Source organism: Pseudobutyrivibrio sp. (assembly GCF_015057185.1).
Taxonomy (GTDB): domain Bacteria; phylum Bacillota; class Clostridia; order Lachnospirales; family Lachnospiraceae; genus Pseudobutyrivibrio.
On record NZ_SVEV01000012.1, the window covers coordinates 28,490 to 50,687 of the forward strand.

Here is a 22,198-nt window from a genome sequence, read left to right on the forward strand (position 1 = left end):
TCTAGGTATAATAAACTAATTTTATTAGTGGGTATAAATTTAATTTATAACTAGCATAAATCTTGTTGCCATGCTATTTTTGTGGTACTATACATATACTGTAATTTAGCGCACTAAAGTGTAAAATGATTACAGACGTTAAAAGGAGGAAAATGTTAATGGTAATTGAAAACTACAGCGAGATTACTCCTGAACTAGAAAAGCTTGCGGAACTTTCAAAAAAATCCTCATACATTGATCCTGAATTATACACTACCTACGATGTAAAAAGAGGTCTTCGTGACCTTAATGGTAAGGGTGTACTTGTTGGTATAACAGAGATTTCAGAGGTCAATTCAAAGAAATTTGTTGATGGAAAAGAGGTTCCTTGCGACGGTCAGTTATTCTATAGAGGATATAACGTTAGAGACCTTGTAAAGAATCTTCCTGCAGAGCAGCACTTCGGTTTCGAGGAATGTGCATATCTTCTATTATTTGGTTCGCTTCCTACAATAGAACAATTAGAAGAATTTAAAAATCTTCTTGCAAGATACCGCTCTCTTCCACCTAACTTTGTAAGAGATATGATTATGAAAAGCCCATCACAGGATATGATGAACTCACTTGCTAGATCAGTACTTGCTCTTTATTCCTATGATGACTACGCTGATGATACTTCTGAGCCTAATGTACTTAGACAGTGCTTACAGCTCATTGCCAATTTTCCATTGTTATCTGTTTACAGCTATGCTGCATACGATTACTACTACAATGGGAAATCACTTATCATTCATCAGCCTAGACCTGACTACTCAACAGCAGAGAATATTCTTCACTGCTTGAGACCAGACAGTAAATTCACTCCACTTGAAGCAAAGCTTCTTGATGTAGCTCTTATCCTTCATATGGAGCATGGTGGTGGTAACAACTCCACCTTCACTACTCACCTGGTTTCTTCATCTGGTACAGATACATACGCTGCTATAGCAGCAGCTCTTGGCTCTCTCAAGGGTCCAAAGCATGGTGGTGCCAATATCAAGGTCGTCAAAATGTTTGATGATATGAAGTCTCACCTGAATAATTGGGAAGACGAGGAAGAAGTTTCTGCTTATCTTAGAGCTTTACTTCACGGAGAGGCATTCGATAAGGCTGGCCTTATTTATGGTATGGGACACGCTATTTATTCTGTGTCAGACCCACGTGCTCTTACCTTCCATTCTTTTGTTGCTGACCTTGCAAAAGAAAAGGGAATGGAAAAAGAATATAATCTTTATGAATTAGTTGCAAAGCTTGCTCCAAAGATTATCGCTGAGGAGAGAAAAATCTACAAAGGTGTTTCTCCTAACGTGGATTTCTATTCAGGCTTCGTATATCAGATGCTTGGCATTCCTGGAGAGCTTTTCACTCCAATATTTGCCATCGCACGTATCGCTGGCTGGAGCGCTCACCGTATGGAAGAGATTTGCCACAAGGGCAAAATCATGAGACCTGCATACATGACAGTATGCCAGCACAAAAAATACATTCCAATCGAAGACAGAACAGTTGACTAAACAACAAAATCCCCGCTGCTTATATGCAACGGGGATTATTTAATATTTAGAATTCTACAACGCCACTCCAAAGTGCTTTCTCATCAAGAATATCTTTTGCTCCATCACCTTCTAACAGAAGGCCCTTGATTTCATCCATGTAATCGTAATAATCACATACATAAAGTGTGATTTCTGAAACATCATGGCCTTCAACTGGAAGCATCGACAAGTCATCCTCTGCCTCCATGTGTTTTCCATCTTTATCAAGTGCGACAACTATATAATTAGCATAAGGATCATCATAATCCAATTCTAATTCAAATGGTGTCTTGCTGACAGTTATATAGCTAATTCCTGACAAACCTTCTACATCAATAGTTTTTGATGTGGTATTTTGTCTATCAACATTTACATCAAAGGTAAAATGCCAAGGACCATCAATCCACCAATTCTCATACTCATTTTTCCAATTAAGGGAATCCTGTTCTTCCATAGTAAGCTCAGAAAATGCCGGATTATCAATATCTGTTACAATATCATCAAGTTCAAAATCAACTGTAAAGGAATCTGGCAAATCATAGTGAGATACTGGTGTATCTGCATCTGTATAATACTCGTTTGATTCTAACACGTCTTTTGAATAGTAATTAAGCACGTAAGCTAAATCTACCTTAACAACTCCCTGGAAGGTATTATCATCAATAAATTCTCCATTTAAATACTCTAAGGAATTATTATTATAACTACTATCTTCTGTCTCAAAGCTATATTTTAGTTTTGAATCAAAGAGATAAAACATGTACATATCCTCATTATCCAAATCAGGATACATTTGGCTAATTGGGAATGGGTCTTTACTCTCAATTATCATACTAATGTACATAGCCTTTTCATCACAATATATGTCCTGAAGTGTGACTGTGTTACCATCAACCGTCTGAGTAAGTGCAACAGCCTCATTTAACGAATCTGATGCTATAGGCTGTGCATATTTTTCATAGTCTCCGCCAAAACCAAGCTTGTGACCTAAGCTAGAAAATACATTTCCTACAACAGGAACCTCCTCTGCAAATGATGGATTTGTAATGCATACTCCTGAGAAAACTACCACACCAAGTGCTGCAGCTGTTGCTACTATTGTTTTAACTATTCTAAAATTTCTCTTTTTCATTGTCCTCTCCTCTTCCTCATAAATCTGAGTAAAGGCAAGGTCTACTTTTTCCTGAACTATAGTAGGAATCTCAGCATCAGATATTATTAACTTCTTCTTATCCATATCACTGTCTTCCTTTCTACTCAACTATCTCGTAATAACGGGCCAATCTTTCACGACCACGTTTTAATCTGGTTTTTACTGTATTTGCCGGGAGTTCTAGCACCTTTGAAATCTCTTCAATAGAATAACCCTGCCAATAAAACATCACTATAATGACTCTGTATTTCTCTTCTAGCTTGTCCAAAGCTTCTTTTAGCTCTAGATTGCAATCGTCCTCATAGGTAGGCTCATCCCATTCATTAAGCTCAGCTTGATTCTGTTTGTTTCTAATAATGTCATAACAATTATTCATAAGAATCTTTGTAAGCCAAGTCTTAAAATATTTGTTGAACCTAAGGGTGTCAATCTTCTCCCAACAATTAAGGATTGTCTCCTGTATGGCATCTGCCACATCCTCATCATTCATAAGAATTGCCAGCGCCACCTTGTACATATCCTGCATATGTCTGTTAATCAGTTCAGTAAAAGCATCCTTATCACGCCTTTTAGCTCTTACTATAAGTTCATTTATGTCTCGTTTCTGCATTGATGCAGCCTCCTGTTGTGCACACAGTATTAAGAATAATCAAAGCGTCCTTCAATTGTTCTTACATACATTAGACGTGTGAGGAATGAAAAAGTTTCACATATTTTAAAATTTATGTAAAAAAATTTTTAGCATACAAAAAAGCCCATAGCAAAACTGCTACAGGCCTGCTTTCTTAACATATATCTTTTGAATCAAGGACAATTGTAAATGGCCCATCGTTTTCTAGTGACACCTTCATGTCCGCGCCGAATTCTCCAGTTTCAACATGAAAGTTTCCTTCACGACATTTCTCAATGATGTATTCATACATATCGTTTGCCATATCAGGTGCCCCTGCATCTGTGAAGGATGGTCGATACCCCTTTTTGCAATTTGCATAAAGAGTAAATTGAGAAACAAGAAGCAACTCACCACCTACATCTGTAAGAGAAAGATTGATTTTATCATTCTCATCATCAAATATTCGAAGTCCCAAAAGCTTCTTTACCATTTTGTCTGCGATTTCCTTTGTATCATCATCGCACACTCCAATAAGAACAAGAAAGCCTTTGCCGATTTGCCCAATTACATTCCCATCAACCTTTACCGATGCATGGTTGACTCTTTGTATTACAAATTTCATGATACTCTCCTATTGTTCATCTGGCTCGTGAACAGAACCATACTTTTCTAGATTAGTTGTCTGTCTCTCAATTTCGTCATTGTATCTTTCGATTACACCATTCCAGTAATCATCAAGCTCAGCCTCACCTCTTCTATCTGGAACGCCAAAATCGTCAACCAATATCTGTCCAAAATAATCGGACATTTTCTCAGCACCTGCAAGGTTAAGGTGGAGTCCACCGTCATATGTGTCAGTACTCCAATCTATTCCCATTTCATCCTGATAATCGAGGAAATTAATATAAGTCAAATCATTTTTCTCTGCATAATCAACAATCTGCTGATCCCACTGTTCATACCAATAAGGGTAAAGAGTAGGTGCTTTAACAAGAACTAACTCGACATCGTTTTCCTTACAAAGCTGTGTAAGCTTGTCTAAGTAATAATATGAGTTCTCTCCAAACTGGTAATCTGCAAGAGGCTTTCCCTCAGGTACATTCTCAGCAGCCTTTACGTCAACACGCATGTAATATCCATTAAAGGATACCTTGTCTTTATGGAATAAATATTCAAAATCATCTGAGTTTAAATCATTCCAGCGGCTGTGATAACGAAGTAACGGAAATACGTATTCAATAAAGCTTTCTTCCTCTGTCATTGATGCATTAATGGAATCAACCTTGCTGCTGCTCCATTTCATACCATCAAGAGTCATTCGATTATAAGCCTCATTTTGTGGCTCGTTATATTTCATGGAAAGCACGTTAAATACAATAACATCTGGGTGCTCTCGCTCAATCGTTTCCTCTGCCAAATAATAGGATTGCCAAATCAACTGTTGGGCGCTTCCTCGCACATAGGAATTGATTCCGTAGTTTTCCCACAAATATACAGGGGAAATATTTTCATAGAGCTCGCAATCACCAATGAATACCACGTTATGGTCTGTTGGATCATCATAGTATTCTGCAATCATTGCTCCCTCTAGAATCCCTGACATATATTTAGGCATAAGTAATTTAGTTGTTATCCATAGTCCTGTTATCGCAATTACGATAGAAAGAACTATTGCTAAAAGTCTTTTCATTTAACACCTCTAGAACTGATTATAGATAAACTGACTTGCGGAATATCCAATTCCGTAAGCTCCAAACACTAAAGTAGCCATCAGCAATCCATACCAAATTATAAATCTAGCAGGCGCAGCCACAGTTGATATTTTTTCTCTTACAGAGCCACTTCGCTGAATCAAGCTCACTGAAACAAGAATTAATAGCCCAACAAAAACAATTAAGTAATCGTAACCTGTGATTCCCATTCCAATAAAGGCCTCTGTATTAATTTGCGCAAGGCTGGAATCTGTAAATATACTTCCAAACATTTTGAAAGTAAGAGGTACATCTCTATAACAGTCAAACATACGAAGTGATGACATAATAAGCACAGTTCTGATGACCTGAAAAAGTCTCCATCCAAATGTGCCTGCGACATGCACCTTGCTGTGGAACCATCTGTAGAATGGCTCAAGCTCCTGAGAAATCATGATAACTACAAAGTTGCCAAGACCCCATACTATAAAATTCCAGCTAGCTCCATGCCATATACCTGTTGTAAACCATACAATAAAGCTTGATAAATAAACAGGCACTCTCTTACCCAAATTATTGCCAAGCTTAGCTCTAGATTTTTTAGAAAGCTTCATCATAAACTGGCTGGCAGAAATTGGATAGAAAATATAGTCTGTAAACCATGTACCCATGGTAATATGCCATCTATTCCAGTACTCCTTGATGTTCTTTGAAAAATATGGGCGAATAAAGTTTTCGGTAACTTTGATTCCCATAGTCTCAGCCACACCAATAGTGATATCTATACCGCCAGTGAAATCGCAGTAAAGCTCTAGAGCATAAAACATCGCCCCTGCGAAGGCATAAAAGCCTGTGTAAGTATCTGTATCAGCAATAATTGCTTTTACAGGAACAAGAATTCTATCTGCAATAACAAGCTTTTTGAAAAATCCCCAAAGAATACGCTCTAATCCAAAGGATACTGTGCGCCAATCAAATCTATGCTCCTCATATAGAGTCTTGCTTAAATCTGCATATCGGCTGATTGGTCCTTGAACAAGCTGTGGAAAGAATGAAACAAAAAGCGCAAACTTCAGCAAATTCTTTTGAGCCTCAAACTTGCCGTTATATACATCAATCAAGTATCCCATTGACTGGAATGTATAGAATGAGATACCCATTGGGATAATCAAATTTACAAATGAAATTCCTTCACCGTCATTAAATGCACCAAGCAGTTGGTTGATATTTGCAATAGTAAAATTAGTGTACTTTGTAACAGCAAGAATACCTAAATTGAAAAGCAAACAGCATAAGAAAATCCTTTTCTCCGTGGCATGCTCCTTAGCCTTTAGGGCTTTTCTCTCATCCTTCTCGTATTCTTTTTTGTGCTCCTTGAACCAAGCATCAAAAGCTAGCTTTTTATCAGAGATAGCTTTCGCTGCCAAGAAAGTACTCACTGTTGTTATGGCAATAAAAATCAAATATCTAGGATCCGCCATAAAATAAAATGCGTAACTAGCAAGAAGCAGGAAGGACCACTGGGCCCTTCCTGGAATGATGTAATACATCAAAAATACTACTAATAAAAATCCTAAGAATTCGTAGCTTGTAAATAACATGTATTAGTCCTCGTCGTCTAATTTAGCCTTAATTAATGCGTAAATTGTCTCAGCTGAATCAAAGTTTTCTGGAGTAAGCTCGGCAGCACCGATTGTAACGTCAAACTCCTCATTAATCTCTGAAATAAGTGACACAATATCAAAGGAATCAAGGATTCCGCCTGTCACAAGGCCCTTCTCAGTAGTAAAGTCCACCTCAGGATGTAAGTCTCCTAAAATTTCTAATAATTCTTCCATAATTTTCCTCCTAAATTTAATCCGCTGGTTACGACTACAAGCCTTGAGTCTCTCCGCTCATCTAACATGATTCGCTAAAGAGACCCAAGAGCTTGATGTCTACCAGCTCATATAAAAGCACTTCATAATGGCGCCCTGCGGGAAAGGTGTGATGCTTTCCGAAGGAAGTATCGCACTAGTAAGCGAAGCTTACATTTAAGCATGTATTACTTGGATGTGCTTTTTATATACATTTTACTCAAGCTTACACGGTCGATTTTGCCGTTGGCTGTGAATGGCATGTTTTCAAGGCGGTTAACCTTGTTTGGTAGCATGTAGCGTGGAAGCTTAGTTTTTAATGCTTTGATTAAATCGCCTTCTGTGATGTCGCCTACGTAATAGAGCACGATTTTGCCCTGTTCCTTGGCATAGATACAGCCTGATAGCTTGATTTCTGGCACAAGGTTTACATTGGCCTCAATTTCTCCAAGCTCAATGCGGTGTCCCATATGCTTGATTTGGAAATCCTTACGAGAATGGAAAACAAGCTCTCCTCTCTCATTGAGATGTCCAATGTCTCCAGTGCGATAAATAATCTCTGGATAATTTTTATTTAAAGGATTCTGTACATAAGACTCGCTGGTCTTCTCTGGGTTATTGTAATAACCAAGTGTTACAGAAGTTCCTCGAATACAGATTTCACCCTGCTCTCCCTGAGCAGCAAGAGTATTATCCTCTTTTAAAAGAAGGATTTCTGTGTTCTTAAATGGAAAGCCAACTGGAATGACTTCATCATCAGCAAATTCTCTTTCAACAGGATAATAGCAGCACATTCCTGTACCCTCTGTTGGTCCATAAAGGTTAAAGAATTTAGCCTCTGGTACTGCTGCTCTCCAAAGTCTGAACTGCTTGATAGGAAACACCTCGCTACCAAATGCAATTGTTTTAAGTGTATGTGGTACTACAGTATCAAAGGTAGCAAATGCGCTAATCATGGTAAGCGCTGATACAACCCAGCATACTGTATTAATTTTGTGCTCATTGATATATTCCACAAGCTTAATCGGGAACATGAAATATGAATGTGGAATCAAGTATGTGGTAGCTCCAAATTTAAGCGTTGGATAAAGCTCTTTTAGGCAGGCATCAAAATAAAGTGGTGTCTGATTTCCAAAAATTGTATCCTCGTTAAATCCAAGTGTTTCAGAGAGCTGTTCAATATAATCAATGACAGAACGATGGCAAGCACATACTCCCTTTGGCACTCCTGTAGAGCCTGATGTAAACACTATATAGATTGGATCTGTATCAATAGCCTTCTTTCTAACAAGGGCAAGGGCCTCAGTATCAGGATTCGTATTTGCGATATCTGAGAACAATACTAAATCAGCTTCATAATCAAAGCCCTTTGCAATCTCTATTGTAGAGTCGTCGCAGATAATAACCTTTGGTTTACAATTATCAAGAATAAGATTAATTCTTGTGGCTGGCATTTCACTATCTATTGGAACATAGTAGCAGCCTGCATTTATTACTCCAAAAAATGTAGCAATAGTATTTGGACTCTTTTTCATAAATACTATTACTGGTTCTCTTTTACATCCTCTGTTTATCAATCCAGTACCAACTGAATCCATAATTCTTTTAACATCAGAAAATGTAAGTTCAACTTCGTCATCCGCATATGCGATTTTATTTGGAACTCTATTTAAACTATTATCCAAATAATCTAGTACATTATTTTGCATTATAATACCTCTATTCTGTAATTAGGCTGTCGCATTCTGGCCTAGCCTTGGCACATTTATTAACACAATCTGCCGCCAAAACATCTATGATATCAAGGACCTTTGGTCCTACATCATTATCTCGTTTTACAATGGAAAGCTCAGTACATCCTAGGATGATAACCTCTGCTCCCTTTCCAAGAAGCTGTAGCTTAACAAGCTCAAACTCCTCCATGTTTACCTTGCGCCCAGCCTTTACATCATCATAAATGATGCTCATAACAAGCTTTTGGGCCTGTTCATCAGGATAAACGCATTTAATATCATAATCCTTAAATACCGAATCAAATAAATGCATCTGTGCCGTACCATCTGTGGCCATTATTCCAACTGTCTCAATTCCTCTGTCAGATAAATATTGAGCAGTTTCTTTGATACCATTGCTTACTGGCACAAAAACGCTATCTGCCAACTGGTCATGAAAATAATGAGCAGTTATACATGGCATAGCTATATAATCAACATTCTGTTTTTCTAAATTCTGAGCAAGCTCTAAAATTTTAGGCAATGGGCTAAGCTCACTTTTGCCTAAAATATACCCCGTCCTATCTGGAATGGATGGGCAGTTATAAACAATCATTTCTATATTTTCCTGGTCGGTCCTAGCATCTGTCAATTCGATAATGCGCTGCATAAAATATGCAGTAGCAAGGGGCCCTAGACCACCGATTATACCTAGCTTTTTATTCATTGAAGTATGTGTATACCTCCCTGTCATAATTGTGAGAACGATAATGCTGATTAGAATACTCCATCAGCTCCTCATCTGTAATATAAAAGCCCTTAAAACTCTTGTCTGTACGTGGGGTTGTATCAAAATGACGCCATCCCTCGCCACAGTCTATCACATTCCAATAATGATGACGAGTGGCAGTTGGGATAATCTCGATATCACCATTTTTGATGCCGGCTCTTGTTAACAAAGCCTTGCTTACAGCAAAGTAGTTGTAGCAATCTCCATGTCTATTTTTCAGACCATCATAAGCTCCCTTGAGCCAGTCTCCACTGTCATCGCTTTCGCTGTAGCCAATATTGCCCTGCACCCATACATATATTGCATGGGCCTTGTCGTAATCAGACATATCTTCGGTAATGATGTCCGCCAAAACTTCATCTGCCAAGGCATATACCTCATCCTCGGTATAGGTTTGTTCAATGACAGTAACAACACCCTCGGCCAAATCCATATTACCCATGGAATCCACAGCCGTATATACGATATTGTATTCACCAGGTGTATTTAAATCCACCTGACTGCTGTCTACCTGAAGCTCTATATCAGTGTCAACGTTGTCAGTAACAGATATACCATTTTTAAAGCTAACACCGTCTCCCACATATACTGTTTTATTAAGCTGGCCTTCTATGACAGGCGGCTCAATATCATATTCTTCAACTAGATTAAGTACTGCGTTGGCCTGAGTCTTATTACCAGAAGGATCCTCGGCAACGATAGTAACGTCTATTTTGCCATAATTGTCAAAGCTGATTGCTTCCCCGAAATATACCGTCACATCACCGGACAAATCACTAACTGACTCTACAAAATCTGCAGCTGTTGGTATCTCCTCCTTGGTACGAGTTAAATCCTTTACCTGAAGCTCTGGAGCCACAGTATCATCCACCTCTAGAGTACATTCATATGTGTAAAAACCAGATTGGATGCCAACCTTATAAACACCAGCTTTTTCTGTGGAAATCACAGTGTCAGCAGTAAACTCTGCAGTGTTTGATTCTTTCTTAAGGAAGTCAGTAGCAGAAACGCTTCCCCCTAGCTCTACGACACATTTGTCATAAACCCTGCTGGAATAATCATAATAAAAATAGGCTCCCACAGAGGCAACCGCTATAAAAATAGCCACTACACCTATCCGTAAAAGCCTATTCCTTCTTTTTCTATTATGTTTACGTCTTTTGACATTTCCGCTCATTTCACCATCTCCCAAGCGTATATACGCTCGTAGACAATTTTAGCAATCATGAAGCATGACGTCAAATATTCTCATTAACCTTTAAATAAAGTATTAAGCAATCCTCTAAATAACTGAGCCCCTGTATTTCCACCGAGAGTTTTGCCGAACTTTCCAAAGTTTTTACCGATGTTTTTACCAACCTCTCTTCCTACAGTTCCAGCCACAGTAGTTCCAACAGATTTGGCCGCTCTCTTCATTCTAGAATTGTCTTTTTCTTTTTGCTTTGCTGATGCTGCTGCATCTTTCTCAGCCTGTTCAGCCTCAGCCTTTTCTATTCCAAGTCTTTGTAATAGTTCATATGCCGACTCTGGGTCTACCGCATTTGCGTATTTCGAATAAAGCAAGCTTCCTTTGATTCCAGCATCTCTAGTAGCTGCATCAATGCCACCCATAAGAGATTTTGGTGGTAATACAAATGCCTTCTCAACTATGCTAGGAGTTCCATCTTCCTGTAAAAGGGAAATAATAGCCTCACCAGTACCTAACGCCTCTAGCACTTCGATAGTTTTAAATTCAGGATTTTCTCTAAATGAATCTGCCGCAGCCTTAAGTGCCTTCTGGTCTGATGGCGTATAAGCATGAAGAGCATGCTGTATTTTATTTCCCAGCTGTGCCAGTACTCCATCAGGAATATCTCTAGGGTTTTGAGTTACAAAGTATACTCCTACCCCTTTTGAACGAATCAGCTTAACAACCTGCTCTATTTTTTCTAATAAAGCCTTTGGTGTGTCCTTAAATAAAAGGTGAGCTTCGTCGAAGAAGAAAACCATCTTAGGCTTGTCCAAATCCCCAACCTCTGGCAATGTTTCAAACAGCTCAGACAGCATCCATAGCAAAAACATAGAATACAAGGTGCCATTATTAATAAGACTCTGGCTATCGAGAATATGAATCATTCCTCTTCCATTTTCTCCAGTTGAAAACCAATCCCTAATATCTAGTGCTGGCTCTCCAAAGAAGGTCTCGCCCCCAGCAAGCTCCAAAGCAACCACTGCTCGTTGGATAGCGCTAATACTAACCTTGCTAAGATTTCCATATTCTGCTGCAAACTCGGTATTATTCTCAGATACATAATTGAGCATTGCCTTTAAGTCCTTGGTGTCAATAAGGGCAAGGTTATTATCGTCAGCGATTTTGAAAACAATAGTTAATATATCGCTTTGAAGGTCGTTTAGATCAAGAATACGAGCCAACAATGTTGGGCCCATTTCTGTTATGGTAGTTCTAAGCTGTATTCCGTTTTGACCGAATACATCCCATAGAGTAGTTGGGTACTTGCTATATTCGAATCCTGCTGCATCCAGCCCGAATCTTTTAATTCGCTGCTGCATGTCATCATTATCCACACCGGTAGAAAGCATACCAGCCAAGTCGCCCTTTACATCTGCAAGAAATACAGGAACTCCCATTTCTGAAAATGCTTCAGCCAGCACCTTTAGCGTAATTGTCTTGCCTGAGCCGGTAGCTCCAGCAATCAAGCCATGTCTGTTTGCCATTTTAGGCAATAAATACAGTGGCTGATTGTCCTGTGTATTTGCAACCCAAATCTTACCATCCTTAATCATAATCGCCCTCCCAATTATTATTCAAAGACTAAAAATTATTTATGCTCTATCTTCCATTTTTTCTTTAATTGTAACTCCTGTAGGTGTAGCAGCAAGTCCGCCTAAGCCTGTCTCCTTGATAGTTGGACTCATGCTCTTTCCAATAAGGTTCATAGCATCGAACACCTCATCAGAAGGAATCCTGCTTTCTATTCCTGCCATAGTAAGCTCAGCAGAAGTAACAGCATTTACTGCACCACATACATTTCTTTTGACGCATGGTACCTCAACCAAGCCTGCCACAGGATCACAAGCCAATCCCAATAAATTCTTTAATGCTAGGGCTGCACCGTTGCCAATCTGTCTTCCATTGCCCCCAAGTAGATATACCATACCAGCAGCCGCCATTGATGAAGCCGCACCTATCTCTGCCTGACATCCGCCTTCTGCTCCCGCCAAGGAAGCACGGCAAGCTATAACACCTCCTACTCCAGCGGCAACATACAAGGCCTCTACCATTTTCTCGTCTGAATATCCGTATTTTTCCTGTAAAGATAAGAAAACAGCTGGTACCACTCCGCAGGAACCTGCTGTAGGAGCAGCTACAATTCTTTTCATACATGCATTGTTCTCAGCAATTTTAAGAGCCTTTTCCATAACAAGTCCTACGAAATCACCTACAGTAGACTTGCCACTGGCTATATATTCATGTAGCTTTGCTGCTTCTCCACCAACTAAGCCACTATTGCTCTTTTGCTTTTTATCATAGCCTGCATCGGAATCCTTCATAGCCGAATACATGCTAAGCATTTCCTTAAAAGCGTCATCCTCAGATACCGCTCTCTCATTGCAGTCATCCTTCTGTACAAGCTTCCAAAAAGGAATTCCTAACTGCTCTTCTTTTAAACAAATTTCTTCTATTGAATCGTACATTAATCGTCAACCTCTACTTACCAAAATATACCAGTGATAATATGCCATCCTGATTTTTCAGCCATGACAATGTATCCTCAGGAACACAGTCATCACACTCTAGCACCATTACAGCATCTCCACCTCTGCTTTTACGGTTGAGCTGCATAGTGGCAATATTAACTCCTCGTTCTCCAAGTAATCCAGTAACCTCATTAACAAGTCCTGGCCTATCCTGATTGTGGACAATTAACGTAGCGTATTCCCCAGAAAATCTAACATTTGCGCCGTCTATCTCACAAACTTCAATTCGACCTCCACCTAAAGAGGATGCTATTAATTCTAGCTCCTTGCCAGTACAGCTTTTGAGAATAAGCTTAGCTGAATTAGGATGTACCTCACCTAAATCCATTCCCTCAATGGTAAAATCTAATCCTCGCTCCTTTGCAATTTCAAAGCTATTTGGAATGTTGATATCATCAACCTCAAGTCCTAGCAAACCTCCCACAATAGCCCTATCAGTTCCATGGCCTTTCCCCGTCTTCAAAAAAGATCCATGCAAATATATTTTTGCGCTGGAAACATCTTCTCCTAATAACTTGCGTCCCACTAAGCCGATTTTAACAGCACCAGCTGTATGGGAGCTAGAAGGTCCAACCATTACAGGGCCTATTATGTCGAATAAATTCATATTGTCTCCTTATGGAATTTAATAATTTTGACTTTTTGATTTTCTGAAGAAAACCAAAAACCTTTGCTATATAGCAACTGTGAATGGAGCAATTGGTAATCCCTGCTCATTCTTAATATTTATAATAGCATAATCATCCCATCCCATGGAAACATTTATTGAATTTGCATTTAATATGTCATCACTCATTTTGATAACAACTTTATTAGCTGTTACATTTACAGACTCAGGGACAATAGTCTTTCCATCAACATTTACTGATAAAGTAGTATCTCCTGAAATAGATAGATTGTCAGCATTATCCATTTCAATGACAATTTCTTTTTCATTTTTAGCAGTGGTTTTAACCCTTGGATTATCCGCATTTACGTTACCAGCAGCATCATATACATGCTTTAGAGCAAGAAGAGACATTCTTCTGCCTACTTCTACTTTTTCCTTTGGATGAATATCATAGTAGTTTCCTATATCCATAATAGAGGTTAGATAAACATCCTTTACTGTATCTGCAACCTTTTGCTGCTGCTCACGTACGAGACAATATCCGTCATTTGTGCAGGCAAGCCACTCCTTAAATGGAGCCAGCTGCGCCACGATAAATGGGAAATCATCATTCCATGCACTTCTCCATGAATCAATAAGTCCTTTTAAAAGCAAATCGTAGTACTTTGCCCTATCCCCTGCGTCTGATTCGCCTTGGTACCAAAGGGCACCCTTTATCGAATAAGGAATAACCTTTTCAAGCATTGTCCCATAGAGTCCACATGGTCTATTCTCATTATATGGGCCCATAGGAACTTCCGCTGGTGCCCCTTCCTGGCTCATCATATATTCCAACTGGGTCTTTCTATCTTCCCCATATATAAAACGCTCAAACTTCTTGTAGCCTTCTGGTGCATCAATTTCTTCCCATGCCTTGAGGCTCTTTGCTTTAAGCTCCTGCTTGTCAATGGAATTAACAGCCTCATCATATTCCTTTAAATACTGATTTAGTGGAACTGGCTCCAATACGCTTTTAGGCACCCAAGCACTAGCTGTTGTACCGCCCCAATTACATCCAATAATGCCTACTGGAACATTGAGCTTTTCTTGGATTTTTCTTGCAAATATATATCCTATTGCTGAAAAATTCTCATATCCCTTTTCGTGATCACTGAGCCATTTACCATAGCCATCCCTTCCAGGTCCGTTATGATTTACATGGCCCTCAAAGGCTCTCTGTGGAACATTGTAAAAATGAATCTTTTCATTTACAGGAAGCTTTTTTGTTTTATCCCAGTCCTGATCATACTTATTAAAGAACTCCATATTGGACTGACCACCAGCCAGCCATACCTCACCTACGCTTACCTTTTCAATAACGATAGTCTCTAGACTGCTAGTATTTTCTACTACAATTTTGTTATCAATAGATGCTTCCATAGCCTCAAGAGTAGCCTTCCAGCATTCATCGGCTTGCGCTACAGTAAATATTTCATCCTTAAGAACGCCATGATAATTGTAAATACTTACACTTATCCTATCTCCCTTTTCGGCTTTGCCATATATCACAATTGGCTTTTGGCGCTGAAGCACCATTCCTTTACTAAAAATCTCTGCTACTGACAATTTAGTCATTTTTGTTCTCCTCTCCTTATTTCCCAGTACATATTTTTAAAATCAGTAGGCGTACAACCTTTCTGTAATTTAAACATTCTTATAAAAGAAGAAATAGAAGTAAAGCCACAGCTTAAAGCAACATCGGTTACTGAATTTCCAGGTTCAATAAGAAGCTCCTGGGCTTTTGCTATTCTCTTTTGATTTACATATTTATAAAAGCTAGTTCCAGTAAACTGTTTAAACAATCTTTCAAAGTAGAATTTACTGAAGCCACTCATGTCTGCCACTTCTGAAAGCTTTAAGTCCTCTGAGCAGTGTTCACTAATATAATTACAGATATCCAAAAGAACAGACGCATATTCTTCCTTTGCTGCGAAGTTTTCATCCTTATCTGCCAAATTTTTATCTGAAAGCTTTTTGCCTAAAAGCACAAAAATTTCAAAAACCTTGCTATAGATGCTTACCTCTGAAAATGGTTGGCCATCTAAATATTCTTCTCTAATGGAAATTAGTAATTCTTTTAATCTATCATAAATATCAGGATATTTTTCCGGTGTTACTATAGTATAGGGTGACATCAATGTAAGAAGCAATTCGATATCATTCATATTTCTAAGGAAGTTTGTGTTAGGTTGAAAAATAATTCGCCTTCCTGTCTCTGGCGCAACAATTGCATGAATACAGCCAGGGCAAACAAAGCATATATCCCCTTCTTCCAATAGAACATCTGCATTGCCAAAATTCAGAGTATAATAATTGTCAGTTGGCATTATTATCTCAATTGCAGGATGCCAATGCATTGGATAATCTTCATATTCTACATTGTCATATAGCTTTAATGTAGTTCGCTTCTTGTAATTTACGGTTTCAAAAATTCCGTCTAGATTTTCGATCATAACTCCGTATCCCCCTTCACCTTCACTTTCGAAAAATTGTAAAAAGCAATAATTAGAAGTATTAATCGTTCATAATTTTTGCTCTTATTGTCCTAAAAATCAAGTACTTTTCCACAAATTTAGCCACCATTTTAGCCTATTTTGTAGATATTGCACATATTACACACATCCAAACTATAAATCATAACCAATACACTAAATGTTGGGGCCTAAATCACAGCAAGAATTGATAATCAAGAAACAACAATTGTAAAGATTGTGTCCATTCTGTGTGCTACATTAGTTTTATCAAAACAACCGGCTAAGGTTCACAGGGCGTTTTTACAATATGAACCAAAGCTTAAGTTAAAAATGGAGGAGAAGGTAATGAAAAGAAAGATTCTAGCAACACTCTTATCCGCTTTCATGGCCGCATCGTTATTCACTGGCTGTGGCTCATCTAGCAGCGGAACAACTTCAGCTGATGGAGTTGAAGAAATCACATTTATGTTCTGGGATGACCTGAACGCAACAGAGGATTTAATCTCTCTCGGTTACAAAGACACTATCGACAGATTCAACAAGGATTACGAAGGCAAGTATCACGTAAATGTTGTTACAACAAACCTTGAAGAGTACTACACAAAGCTTAATGCTGAAATCCAAGGTGGCAAAGCTCCAGACGTATTTATCTGTAGCCCAGGACCTCAGCTTTCAGATTATGTAATCCCTGGCGGATGTGCTCCTGCAGATGGTCTTTGCATGAACTTAGATGAGTACCTTGCACAGGACGGATGGAAAGACACATTCACAAGTGATGCAGTATTCTCACAGCAGACATATGACGGAAGCGTATATGCAATTCCACTTAATACTGCTGCTGCTTGCTGCTTCTACAACACAGAGATGTTCGAAGCTGCTGGTGCAAAGGTTCCTACAAACTGGGATGAAATGCTTGATGCATGTGAAAAGCTTGAAGCTGCTGGTTACACACCTGTAACAGTTTCTGGTGGTACAGCATGGTGTCTCTCAATGATCGCTGGTTACCTTTGCGAGTCAGAAGGTGTTGACCTTGCTGCTCTTGCTGATGGCACAGCTTCTTGGGAAGATGGCAAACTTGAATCAGCTTGCAACAAGCTCCTTGAGCTTTCTAAATACTTCCAGCCAACAGCTGTTGGTGATACAAACGACGTAGCTACAGCAAACTTCTACAACGAAGAAGCAGCTATCCTTATTCAGGGTTCATGGGCAATTGGCCAGATCAACGGTTCTGCTCCTGAATTCGAGTCTAAGTGTGGCGTATTCCAGTTCCCAGGTGTAGATAGAATCATTGCTAAGTCTGATTCACTTTGCGTAAGCAAAGATACAGCTAGCCCTGAGGCTTGTGTAGCACTTCTTAAGTACTTCACAGATGACACAGCTCAGAAGTACACAGCAGAAGTTGGTGGAAAGATTCCTGTAACAAATGTTGAGTATGATGCTTCAAAGGCTCCTGCACAGTTGTCATATGTAATGGATGTATTCTCAAATGCTAAGGGAACATTCGGATTCTACAACGAGTCAATGCCTACTACAGAGACAGGTGCATACTTTGATGATGAAATGGTAGCAGTATTCCTTGGAGACAAGACTCCAGCAGAAGCAGCCGCAGATATGGAAGCTTACTACAACGAAAATTGCAGACAGTAGAGAATTCTTCTCTCTCATTTCTTTTTCATATTCGGGGCGCAAAGAGCCTGCGCCCCGATTTTTTTAACCATTATTAGATGAAGGAAACAGTGTATTATGGATAAATTACTTCGAAATAAAAAAGCCATTATCATTTTTATGGCACCAGGAATCATATTATTCACAGTTATTTTGTTTATTCCCATTGTTCAATCAGTTATCTATTCATTATGTGAATATGAAGCAACATCTTTAACTGGTCCAAAATTTGTTGGATTAAAAAACTACGCAGCTTTATTAAAAGACGATACATTTTTAATTGCTCTTAAGAACTCACTGTTCTTTTTAATTTTCTCATGTGTAACTCAGCTAGTTATGGGCTTATTCTTTGCAGGCCTTTTAACAAACATAGATAAAGGAAGAAACCTATTTAAGAATATCATTTACTTACCTTGTGTTCTTTCTTCAGCTGCCTTGGGTCTTTTGTGGATGTTCATCTTCAGCCCTAAGTTTGGTATCAACAAACTTATTGAGACCCTTGGAGTAACAGATTTCGTTAAAAATGGTCCACTTTGGTTAATGGATACAAAAGGCTTCATCGTTCTTCCAATGTGGGTTATCGGATTTGTTTCTTTATGGCAGTACGTTGGACAATCAATGATGCTTTACATGGCACAGATATCTGGTATCAGCAAATCCCTTTACGAAGCCAGCTATATCGATGGTTGTAGCAAAGCAAAGAGTTTTAGATACATTACTCTTCCACTTATCAGACCTATGGTTGCTACAGCAATGTCATTAAACGCTATTGGTTCTCTTAAATTCTTCGATTTGGTATTTAACATGACGGAAGGTGGTCCAAACCACAGAACTGAAGTCCTTGCAACACATCTCTATACTCAAGGCTTTAAATACAACCACTTTGGATACTCAAGTGCAATTGGTGTAGTTTTATTAATTCTCTGCCTAATCACAACTGGTTTTATCAACAAGGTTGTTAAGACAGAACAATATGAGATGTAAAAGGAGATTTTAAGACATGAAAAAAATACGTCCAATTAGAATAGTAATTTATATATTTCTAGTTTTAGTGGCAATCTTATATTTAGCACCACTGCTTTGGGTATTATTAGTTTCATTCAAAGAAAATGCTGAAATATATGACAACCCATTTGGTTTACCTGCTGCCCCAACCTTTGACAACTTTACTTTTGCATGGACAGCCGGAAAACTTGGTATAGCAACACTTAACTCATTTATAGTTTGTGTATCATCACTTATTTTAAGTATGATTATTGGCTCAATGGCTGCATTTGGAATCGCTAGACTTCGTTGGAAGTTCTCAAAGCTTTCGCTTACATACTTCCTTCTTGGAATGATGATTCCAGTACACTGTGTATTAATCCCACTATACTCTCGCTTTTCAAAAATGGGACTTTCAGATAGTCTCGTGGGACTGATAATACCTTATGTAACATTTGCACTGCCGGTAACAATATTTATCATGGTTGGCTTCTTTGAAAGCTTGCCAAATGAATTAATTGAGAGTGCTTGTATCGATGGAGCTACAATTTACCAGATTTTCTTCAAAGTGTGCCTTCCTCTTGGAAAAACAGGTCTCTTTGTAACTGGTCTTATGACATTTGTAGGCAACTGGAACGAACTCTTACTTGCAATGGTATTCATATCCGACGATATGAAGAAAACATTACCTGTTTCCCTTTCAAAATTTGTCGGACCATATAACACTAACTACACTCAAATGTTTGCAGCTATCATCATCGCAATCATTCCAACAATCATTGTTTATTGTGCTTTCTCTAACCAGATTGTTGATGGCTTGACAGCTGGAGCAGTCAAGGGTTAAGGGGAGAAATCATGAAAAAACAAAACACACCACTAGTTACTCACATTTTTACTGCAGATCCATCTGCACACGTTTTTAACGACAAAATTTACATTTATCCATCACACGATATTCCACATAATGGCGAAGATAATGACAATGGTGATGAATATCAGATGGCAGATTATCACATTCTTTCAATGGATGAAAATAGCGACGAAGTAATAGATCATGGTGAAGCTTTACATCAGGACCAAGTTCCTTGGGTAAGCGAACAAATGTGGGCTCCTGATGTAGTTTTCACAAACGATACCTATTATCTCGTCTTTCCTGCTAGAGACAAGGAAGGAAACTTTAGAATTGGTATAGCAGAAAGTAAAAATCCTGAGGGGCCTTTCACTCCTAGAGACAACTATATTGAAGGAAGCTTTAGTATTGATCCTTGTTCCTTCAAGGATGACGATGGAAAGGTCTACATCTACTTTGGCGGTCTTTGGGGCGGTCAGCTTGAAAAATACAGAACCGGTTCATTCGATAAAAACGGAACAGAACCTCCTAAAAATGAACCAGCCGTGTTCCCTAAATGCGGCATTATGAAATCAGATATGAGCGGTTTTGAAGGCTCGCCTCTAGACATAAAAATCCTCGACGAAAACGGTTCCCCTCTATTAGCCGGTGACGAGGATAGACGATATTTCGAAGGTCCATGGATGCATAAGTATAACGGGAAATACTATTTCTCCTATTCTACCGGTACAACCCATAAAATAGCTTATGCAACCAGCGACAACCCTCTCGGTCCATTTACCTATCAAGGAATTATCCTTGAGCCGGTAATTGGATGGACCACACATCACTCAATAGTTGAATATCATGGTAAATGGTATCTGTTCTATCACGATAGTGAATATTCAGGTGGAATCAACCACCGTCGATGTGTTAAATACTGTGAGTTGAAATACAACGACGACGGCAGCATTCAAACAATAACACCTGAATATAAATAATGAAAATAATACACTTATTCATCTATTAGGTATCAAAAAACGCCCCATATATTAGAAGCAAATCTAATATATGGGGCGTATTATTTTTGAATTAATATCAATTATTTATTAGAGCGTCTCCAAATGTGCATCTTCTCAGCCTCAGCGATTAACTCATCACGGAAATCAGGATGAGCGATTGAGATAATTTTCTCTGCTCTCTCCCAAGCTGAAAGTCCCTTGAGGCAAACCTTACCATACTCAGTAACAAGATAATGTGTGTTTGCACGAGTATCAGTTACGATAGAACCCTCTGCAAGTGTAGGACGAATACGGCTCTTTACAGTACCATCCTTTGTTGTGAATGTAGAAGAAAGACATACAAAGCTCTTTCCGCCATTTGAAAGGTAAGCACCAAGTACGAAATCAAGCTGTCCGCCTGCTCCTGAAATATGCTTTGTTCCAGCAGACTCTGCATTAATCTGACCAAATAAATCTACATCAACAGCATTGTTAATAGAAATGAAATTATCAAGTGCTGAAATCTGACGAATATCATTTGTATAATCAACTGGTGCACTCATAAGCTCTGGATTCTCATCCATGTAGTCGTACATCTTCTTTGTACCAGCACCGAAAGCATATGTCTGACGGAATCTATCGATATTTTTCTTTGCGCCAGTAATCTTACCTGCCTTTGCAATATCAACAAATGCATCAACATACATCTCTGTATGAACGCCAAGATCCTTAAGATCTGACTCTGCAATCATAGCACCTACAGTATTTGGCATACCACCTATACCAAGCTGTAAGCATGCACCATTTGGAATCTCCTCAACGATAAGCTTTGCAACAGCCTTATCAACATCTGTAGGAGCTCCGCCTGCGCCCATCTCTGCAATAGCTGGATTATCACCTTCAACGATTGCATCAACCTTTGAAATGTGGATACCTTCCTCAAAACCACCAAGGCAACGAGGCATATTCTCATTTACCTCTACAATAATATGCTTTGACTTCTCAACAGCAGCCATAAGATGTGATGCATTAGGTCCAAAGTTGAAATAGCCATGATTATCCATTGTAGTAGTCTGAATCATAAGAACATCGTTTGGCTCGATATGATCACGGTAGTATCTAGGAAGCTCAGAGTATCTGATAGGTGCATAGAATGAACAGCCCTTTGCAACAAGCTTTCTCTCTAAACCACCCATGTGCCATGAATTCCATGTGAAGTGCTCTGCTGCATCTTCTCTCTCAAAGATAGCTGGCATCTTCATAAGGATACCACCACGAACCTTTACATCCTTGAGCTCATCTGTACGTGCAGCTAATGCTTTGTCCAAAGCATCTGGTGTGCCAGTGCACCAACCGTAATCAACCCAATCACCGCTTTTTACTACTTTGACAGCCTCTGCTGCAGTAGTAAGCTTTTTCTTGTATTCTGCTTGAAAATCCATATTAACCTCCGCTCGTTAAAAAATTAT

20 protein-coding genes are annotated in these 22,198 nt (G+C 38.9%); 5 read left to right on the forward strand and 15 right to left on the reverse strand.

Annotation, left to right across the window (positions count from 1 at the left end):
* Positions 1-158: 158 nt before the first annotated feature.
* On the forward strand, positions 159-1,532 hold the full coding sequence (locus tag E7276_RS06345; RefSeq protein ID WP_294215163.1) for a citrate/2-methylcitrate synthase: 1,374 nt from the start codon (positions 159-161) through the stop codon (positions 1,530-1,532).
* Between the two features lie 46 nt (positions 1,533-1,578).
* Here E7276_RS06345 and E7276_RS06350 read toward each other — a convergent pair whose 3' ends face one another.
* From E7276_RS06350 to E7276_RS06415, 14 genes are all read right to left on the reverse strand, one after another.
* A complete protein-coding gene (locus E7276_RS06350) occupies positions 1,579-2,790 on the reverse strand; it encodes a DUF4179 domain-containing protein (protein ID WP_294215166.1) in 1,212 nt (403 codons plus the stop codon).
* Positions 2,791-2,806: 16 nt separating this feature from the next.
* Complete coding sequence (locus tag E7276_RS06355) at positions 2,807-3,316, reverse strand: RNA polymerase sigma factor (RefSeq protein WP_294215168.1); 510 nt, start codon at positions 3,314-3,316, stop codon at positions 2,807-2,809.
* Positions 3,317-3,491: 175 nt separating this feature from the next.
* Positions 3,492-3,941 carry a D-aminoacyl-tRNA deacylase gene (gene dtd, locus E7276_RS06360; protein ID WP_294215171.1) on the reverse strand — a complete coding sequence of 150 codons (450 nt, stop codon included), beginning with the start codon at positions 3,939-3,941 and terminating at the stop codon, positions 3,492-3,494.
* 9 nt (positions 3,942-3,950) lie between these two features.
* Positions 3,951-5,009, reverse strand: coding sequence for an SGNH/GDSL hydrolase family protein (locus tag E7276_RS06365; RefSeq protein WP_294215174.1), 1,059 nt, complete (start codon positions 5,007-5,009; stop codon positions 3,951-3,953).
* 9 nt (positions 5,010-5,018) lie between these two features.
* Positions 5,019-6,611 carry an MBOAT family O-acyltransferase gene (locus tag E7276_RS06370; RefSeq protein WP_294215176.1) on the reverse strand — a complete coding sequence of 531 codons (1,593 nt, stop codon included), beginning with the start codon at positions 6,609-6,611 and terminating at the stop codon, positions 5,019-5,021.
* Positions 6,612-6,614: 3 nt separating this feature from the next.
* Positions 6,615-6,848 (reverse strand): acyl carrier protein, encoded by a 234-nt coding sequence (locus E7276_RS06375; protein WP_294215179.1) that lies wholly within the window; start codon positions 6,846-6,848, stop codon positions 6,615-6,617.
* 206 nt (positions 6,849-7,054) lie between these two features.
* Positions 7,055-8,575, reverse strand: coding sequence for an amino acid adenylation domain-containing protein (locus E7276_RS06380; RefSeq protein ID WP_294215182.1), 1,521 nt, complete (start codon positions 8,573-8,575; stop codon positions 7,055-7,057).
* A 10-nt stretch (positions 8,576-8,585) separates the two neighbouring features.
* Positions 8,586-9,305 carry an aspartate/glutamate racemase family protein gene (locus E7276_RS06385; RefSeq protein WP_294215185.1) on the reverse strand — a complete coding sequence of 240 codons (720 nt, stop codon included), beginning with the start codon at positions 9,303-9,305 and terminating at the stop codon, positions 8,586-8,588.
* On the reverse strand, positions 9,298-10,545 hold the full coding sequence (locus E7276_RS06390) for a transglutaminase domain-containing protein (RefSeq protein ID WP_294215187.1): 1,248 nt from the start codon (positions 10,543-10,545) through the stop codon (positions 9,298-9,300). The genes E7276_RS06385 and E7276_RS06390 overlap by 8 nt, the downstream gene beginning before the upstream one ends.
* A gap of 74 nt (positions 10,546-10,619) precedes the next feature.
* Positions 10,620-12,152 carry a helicase HerA-like domain-containing protein gene (locus tag E7276_RS06395; protein WP_294215189.1) on the reverse strand — a complete coding sequence of 511 codons (1,533 nt, stop codon included), beginning with the start codon at positions 12,150-12,152 and terminating at the stop codon, positions 10,620-10,622.
* Positions 12,153-12,191: 39 nt separating this feature from the next.
* Entirely contained in the window at positions 12,192-13,064 is an 873-nt protein-coding gene (gene sdaAA, locus E7276_RS06400) for an L-serine ammonia-lyase, iron-sulfur-dependent, subunit alpha (RefSeq protein ID WP_294215190.1), read from the reverse strand.
* Between the two features lie 13 nt (positions 13,065-13,077).
* Complete coding sequence (gene sdaAB / locus E7276_RS06405; protein WP_294215192.1) at positions 13,078-13,734, reverse strand: L-serine ammonia-lyase, iron-sulfur-dependent subunit beta; 657 nt, start codon at positions 13,732-13,734, stop codon at positions 13,078-13,080.
* Positions 13,735-13,800: 66 nt separating this feature from the next.
* Positions 13,801-15,351: a sialate O-acetylesterase gene (locus E7276_RS06410; protein WP_294215194.1), complete on the reverse strand. Its 1,551-nt coding sequence runs from the start codon at positions 15,349-15,351 to the stop codon at positions 13,801-13,803.
* Complete coding sequence (locus tag E7276_RS06415) at positions 15,348-16,229, reverse strand: AraC family transcriptional regulator (protein ID WP_294215199.1); 882 nt, start codon at positions 16,227-16,229, stop codon at positions 15,348-15,350. Before E7276_RS06415 ends, E7276_RS06410 begins: the two co-directional genes overlap by 4 nt.
* A 366-nt stretch (positions 16,230-16,595) precedes the next feature.
* On the opposite strand from E7276_RS06415, the gene E7276_RS06420 reads away from it, so the two are divergent.
* The 4 genes from E7276_RS06420 (at position 16,596) to E7276_RS06435 (ending at position 20,729) form a co-directional block, all read left to right on the forward strand.
* Positions 16,596-17,897, forward strand: coding sequence for an ABC transporter substrate-binding protein (locus E7276_RS06420; RefSeq protein WP_294215202.1), 1,302 nt, complete (start codon positions 16,596-16,598; stop codon positions 17,895-17,897).
* A 96-nt stretch (positions 17,898-17,993) separates the two neighbouring features.
* Positions 17,994-18,899, forward strand: coding sequence for a carbohydrate ABC transporter permease (locus tag E7276_RS06425; protein ID WP_294215204.1), 906 nt, complete (start codon positions 17,994-17,996; stop codon positions 18,897-18,899).
* A 16-nt stretch (positions 18,900-18,915) separates the two neighbouring features.
* The gene (locus tag E7276_RS06430; RefSeq protein WP_294215207.1) at positions 18,916-19,743 is read left to right on the forward strand and encodes a carbohydrate ABC transporter permease; all 828 of its coding nucleotides are present in this window, start codon (positions 18,916-18,918) and stop codon (positions 19,741-19,743) included.
* 11 nt (positions 19,744-19,754) lie between these two features.
* The gene (locus E7276_RS06435) at positions 19,755-20,729 is read left to right on the forward strand and encodes a glycoside hydrolase family 43 protein (RefSeq protein WP_294215208.1); all 975 of its coding nucleotides are present in this window, start codon (positions 19,755-19,757) and stop codon (positions 20,727-20,729) included.
* Positions 20,730-20,830: 101 nt separating this feature from the next.
* Here E7276_RS06435 and E7276_RS06440 read toward each other — a convergent pair whose 3' ends face one another.
* The gene (locus E7276_RS06440) at positions 20,831-22,171 is read right to left on the reverse strand and encodes a butyryl-CoA:acetate CoA-transferase (RefSeq protein ID WP_294215210.1); all 1,341 of its coding nucleotides are present in this window, start codon (positions 22,169-22,171) and stop codon (positions 20,831-20,833) included.
* Between the last annotated feature and the right edge of the window lie 27 nt (positions 22,172-22,198).

What these genes read in the sequence shown, in the direction of transcription:
- E7276_RS06345 (WP_294215163.1), top strand. Translation starts at nt 159, where the DNA reads ATGGTAATTGAAAACTACAGCGAGATTACTCCTGAACTAGAAAAGCTT.
- E7276_RS06350 (WP_294215166.1), bottom strand. Translation starts at nt 2,790, where the DNA reads ATGGATAAGAAGAAGTTAATAATATCTGATGCTGAGATTCCTACTATA.
- E7276_RS06355 (WP_294215168.1), bottom strand. Translation starts at nt 3,316, where the DNA reads ATGCAGAAACGAGACATAAATGAACTTATAGTAAGAGCTAAAAGGCGT.
- dtd (WP_294215171.1), bottom strand. Translation starts at nt 3,941, where the DNA reads ATGAAATTTGTAATACAAAGAGTCAACCATGCATCGGTAAAGGTTGAT.
- E7276_RS06365 (WP_294215174.1), bottom strand. Translation starts at nt 5,009, where the DNA reads ATGAAAAGACTTTTAGCAATAGTTCTTTCTATCGTAATTGCGATAACA.
- E7276_RS06370 (WP_294215176.1), bottom strand. Translation starts at nt 6,611, where the DNA reads ATGTTATTTACAAGCTACGAATTCTTAGGATTTTTATTAGTAGTATTT.
- E7276_RS06375 (WP_294215179.1), bottom strand. Translation starts at nt 6,848, where the DNA reads ATGGAAGAATTATTAGAAATTTTAGGAGACTTACATCCTGAGGTGGAC.
- E7276_RS06380 (WP_294215182.1), bottom strand. Translation starts at nt 8,575, where the DNA reads ATGCAAAATAATGTACTAGATTATTTGGATAATAGTTTAAATAGAGTT.
- E7276_RS06385 (WP_294215185.1), bottom strand. Translation starts at nt 9,305, where the DNA reads ATGAATAAAAAGCTAGGTATAATCGGTGGTCTAGGGCCCCTTGCTACT.
- E7276_RS06390 (WP_294215187.1), bottom strand. Translation starts at nt 10,545, where the DNA reads ATGAGCGGAAATGTCAAAAGACGTAAACATAATAGAAAAAGAAGGAAT.
- E7276_RS06395 (WP_294215189.1), bottom strand. Translation starts at nt 12,152, where the DNA reads ATGATTAAGGATGGTAAGATTTGGGTTGCAAATACACAGGACAATCAG.
- sdaAA (WP_294215190.1), bottom strand. Translation starts at nt 13,064, where the DNA reads ATGTACGATTCAATAGAAGAAATTTGTTTAAAAGAAGAGCAGTTAGGA.
- sdaAB (WP_294215192.1), bottom strand. Translation starts at nt 13,734, where the DNA reads ATGAATTTATTCGACATAATAGGCCCTGTAATGGTTGGACCTTCTAGC.
- E7276_RS06410 (WP_294215194.1), bottom strand. Translation starts at nt 15,351, where the DNA reads ATGACTAAATTGTCAGTAGCAGAGATTTTTAGTAAAGGAATGGTGCTT.
- E7276_RS06415 (WP_294215199.1), bottom strand. Translation starts at nt 16,229, where the DNA reads ATGATCGAAAATCTAGACGGAATTTTTGAAACCGTAAATTACAAGAAG.
- E7276_RS06420 (WP_294215202.1), top strand. Translation starts at nt 16,596, where the DNA reads ATGAAAAGAAAGATTCTAGCAACACTCTTATCCGCTTTCATGGCCGCA.
- E7276_RS06425 (WP_294215204.1), top strand. Translation starts at nt 17,994, where the DNA reads ATGGATAAATTACTTCGAAATAAAAAAGCCATTATCATTTTTATGGCA.
- E7276_RS06430 (WP_294215207.1), top strand. Translation starts at nt 18,916, where the DNA reads ATGAAAAAAATACGTCCAATTAGAATAGTAATTTATATATTTCTAGTT.
- E7276_RS06435 (WP_294215208.1), top strand. Translation starts at nt 19,755, where the DNA reads ATGAAAAAACAAAACACACCACTAGTTACTCACATTTTTACTGCAGAT.
- E7276_RS06440 (WP_294215210.1), bottom strand. Translation starts at nt 22,171, where the DNA reads ATGGATTTTCAAGCAGAATACAAGAAAAAGCTTACTACTGCAGCAGAG.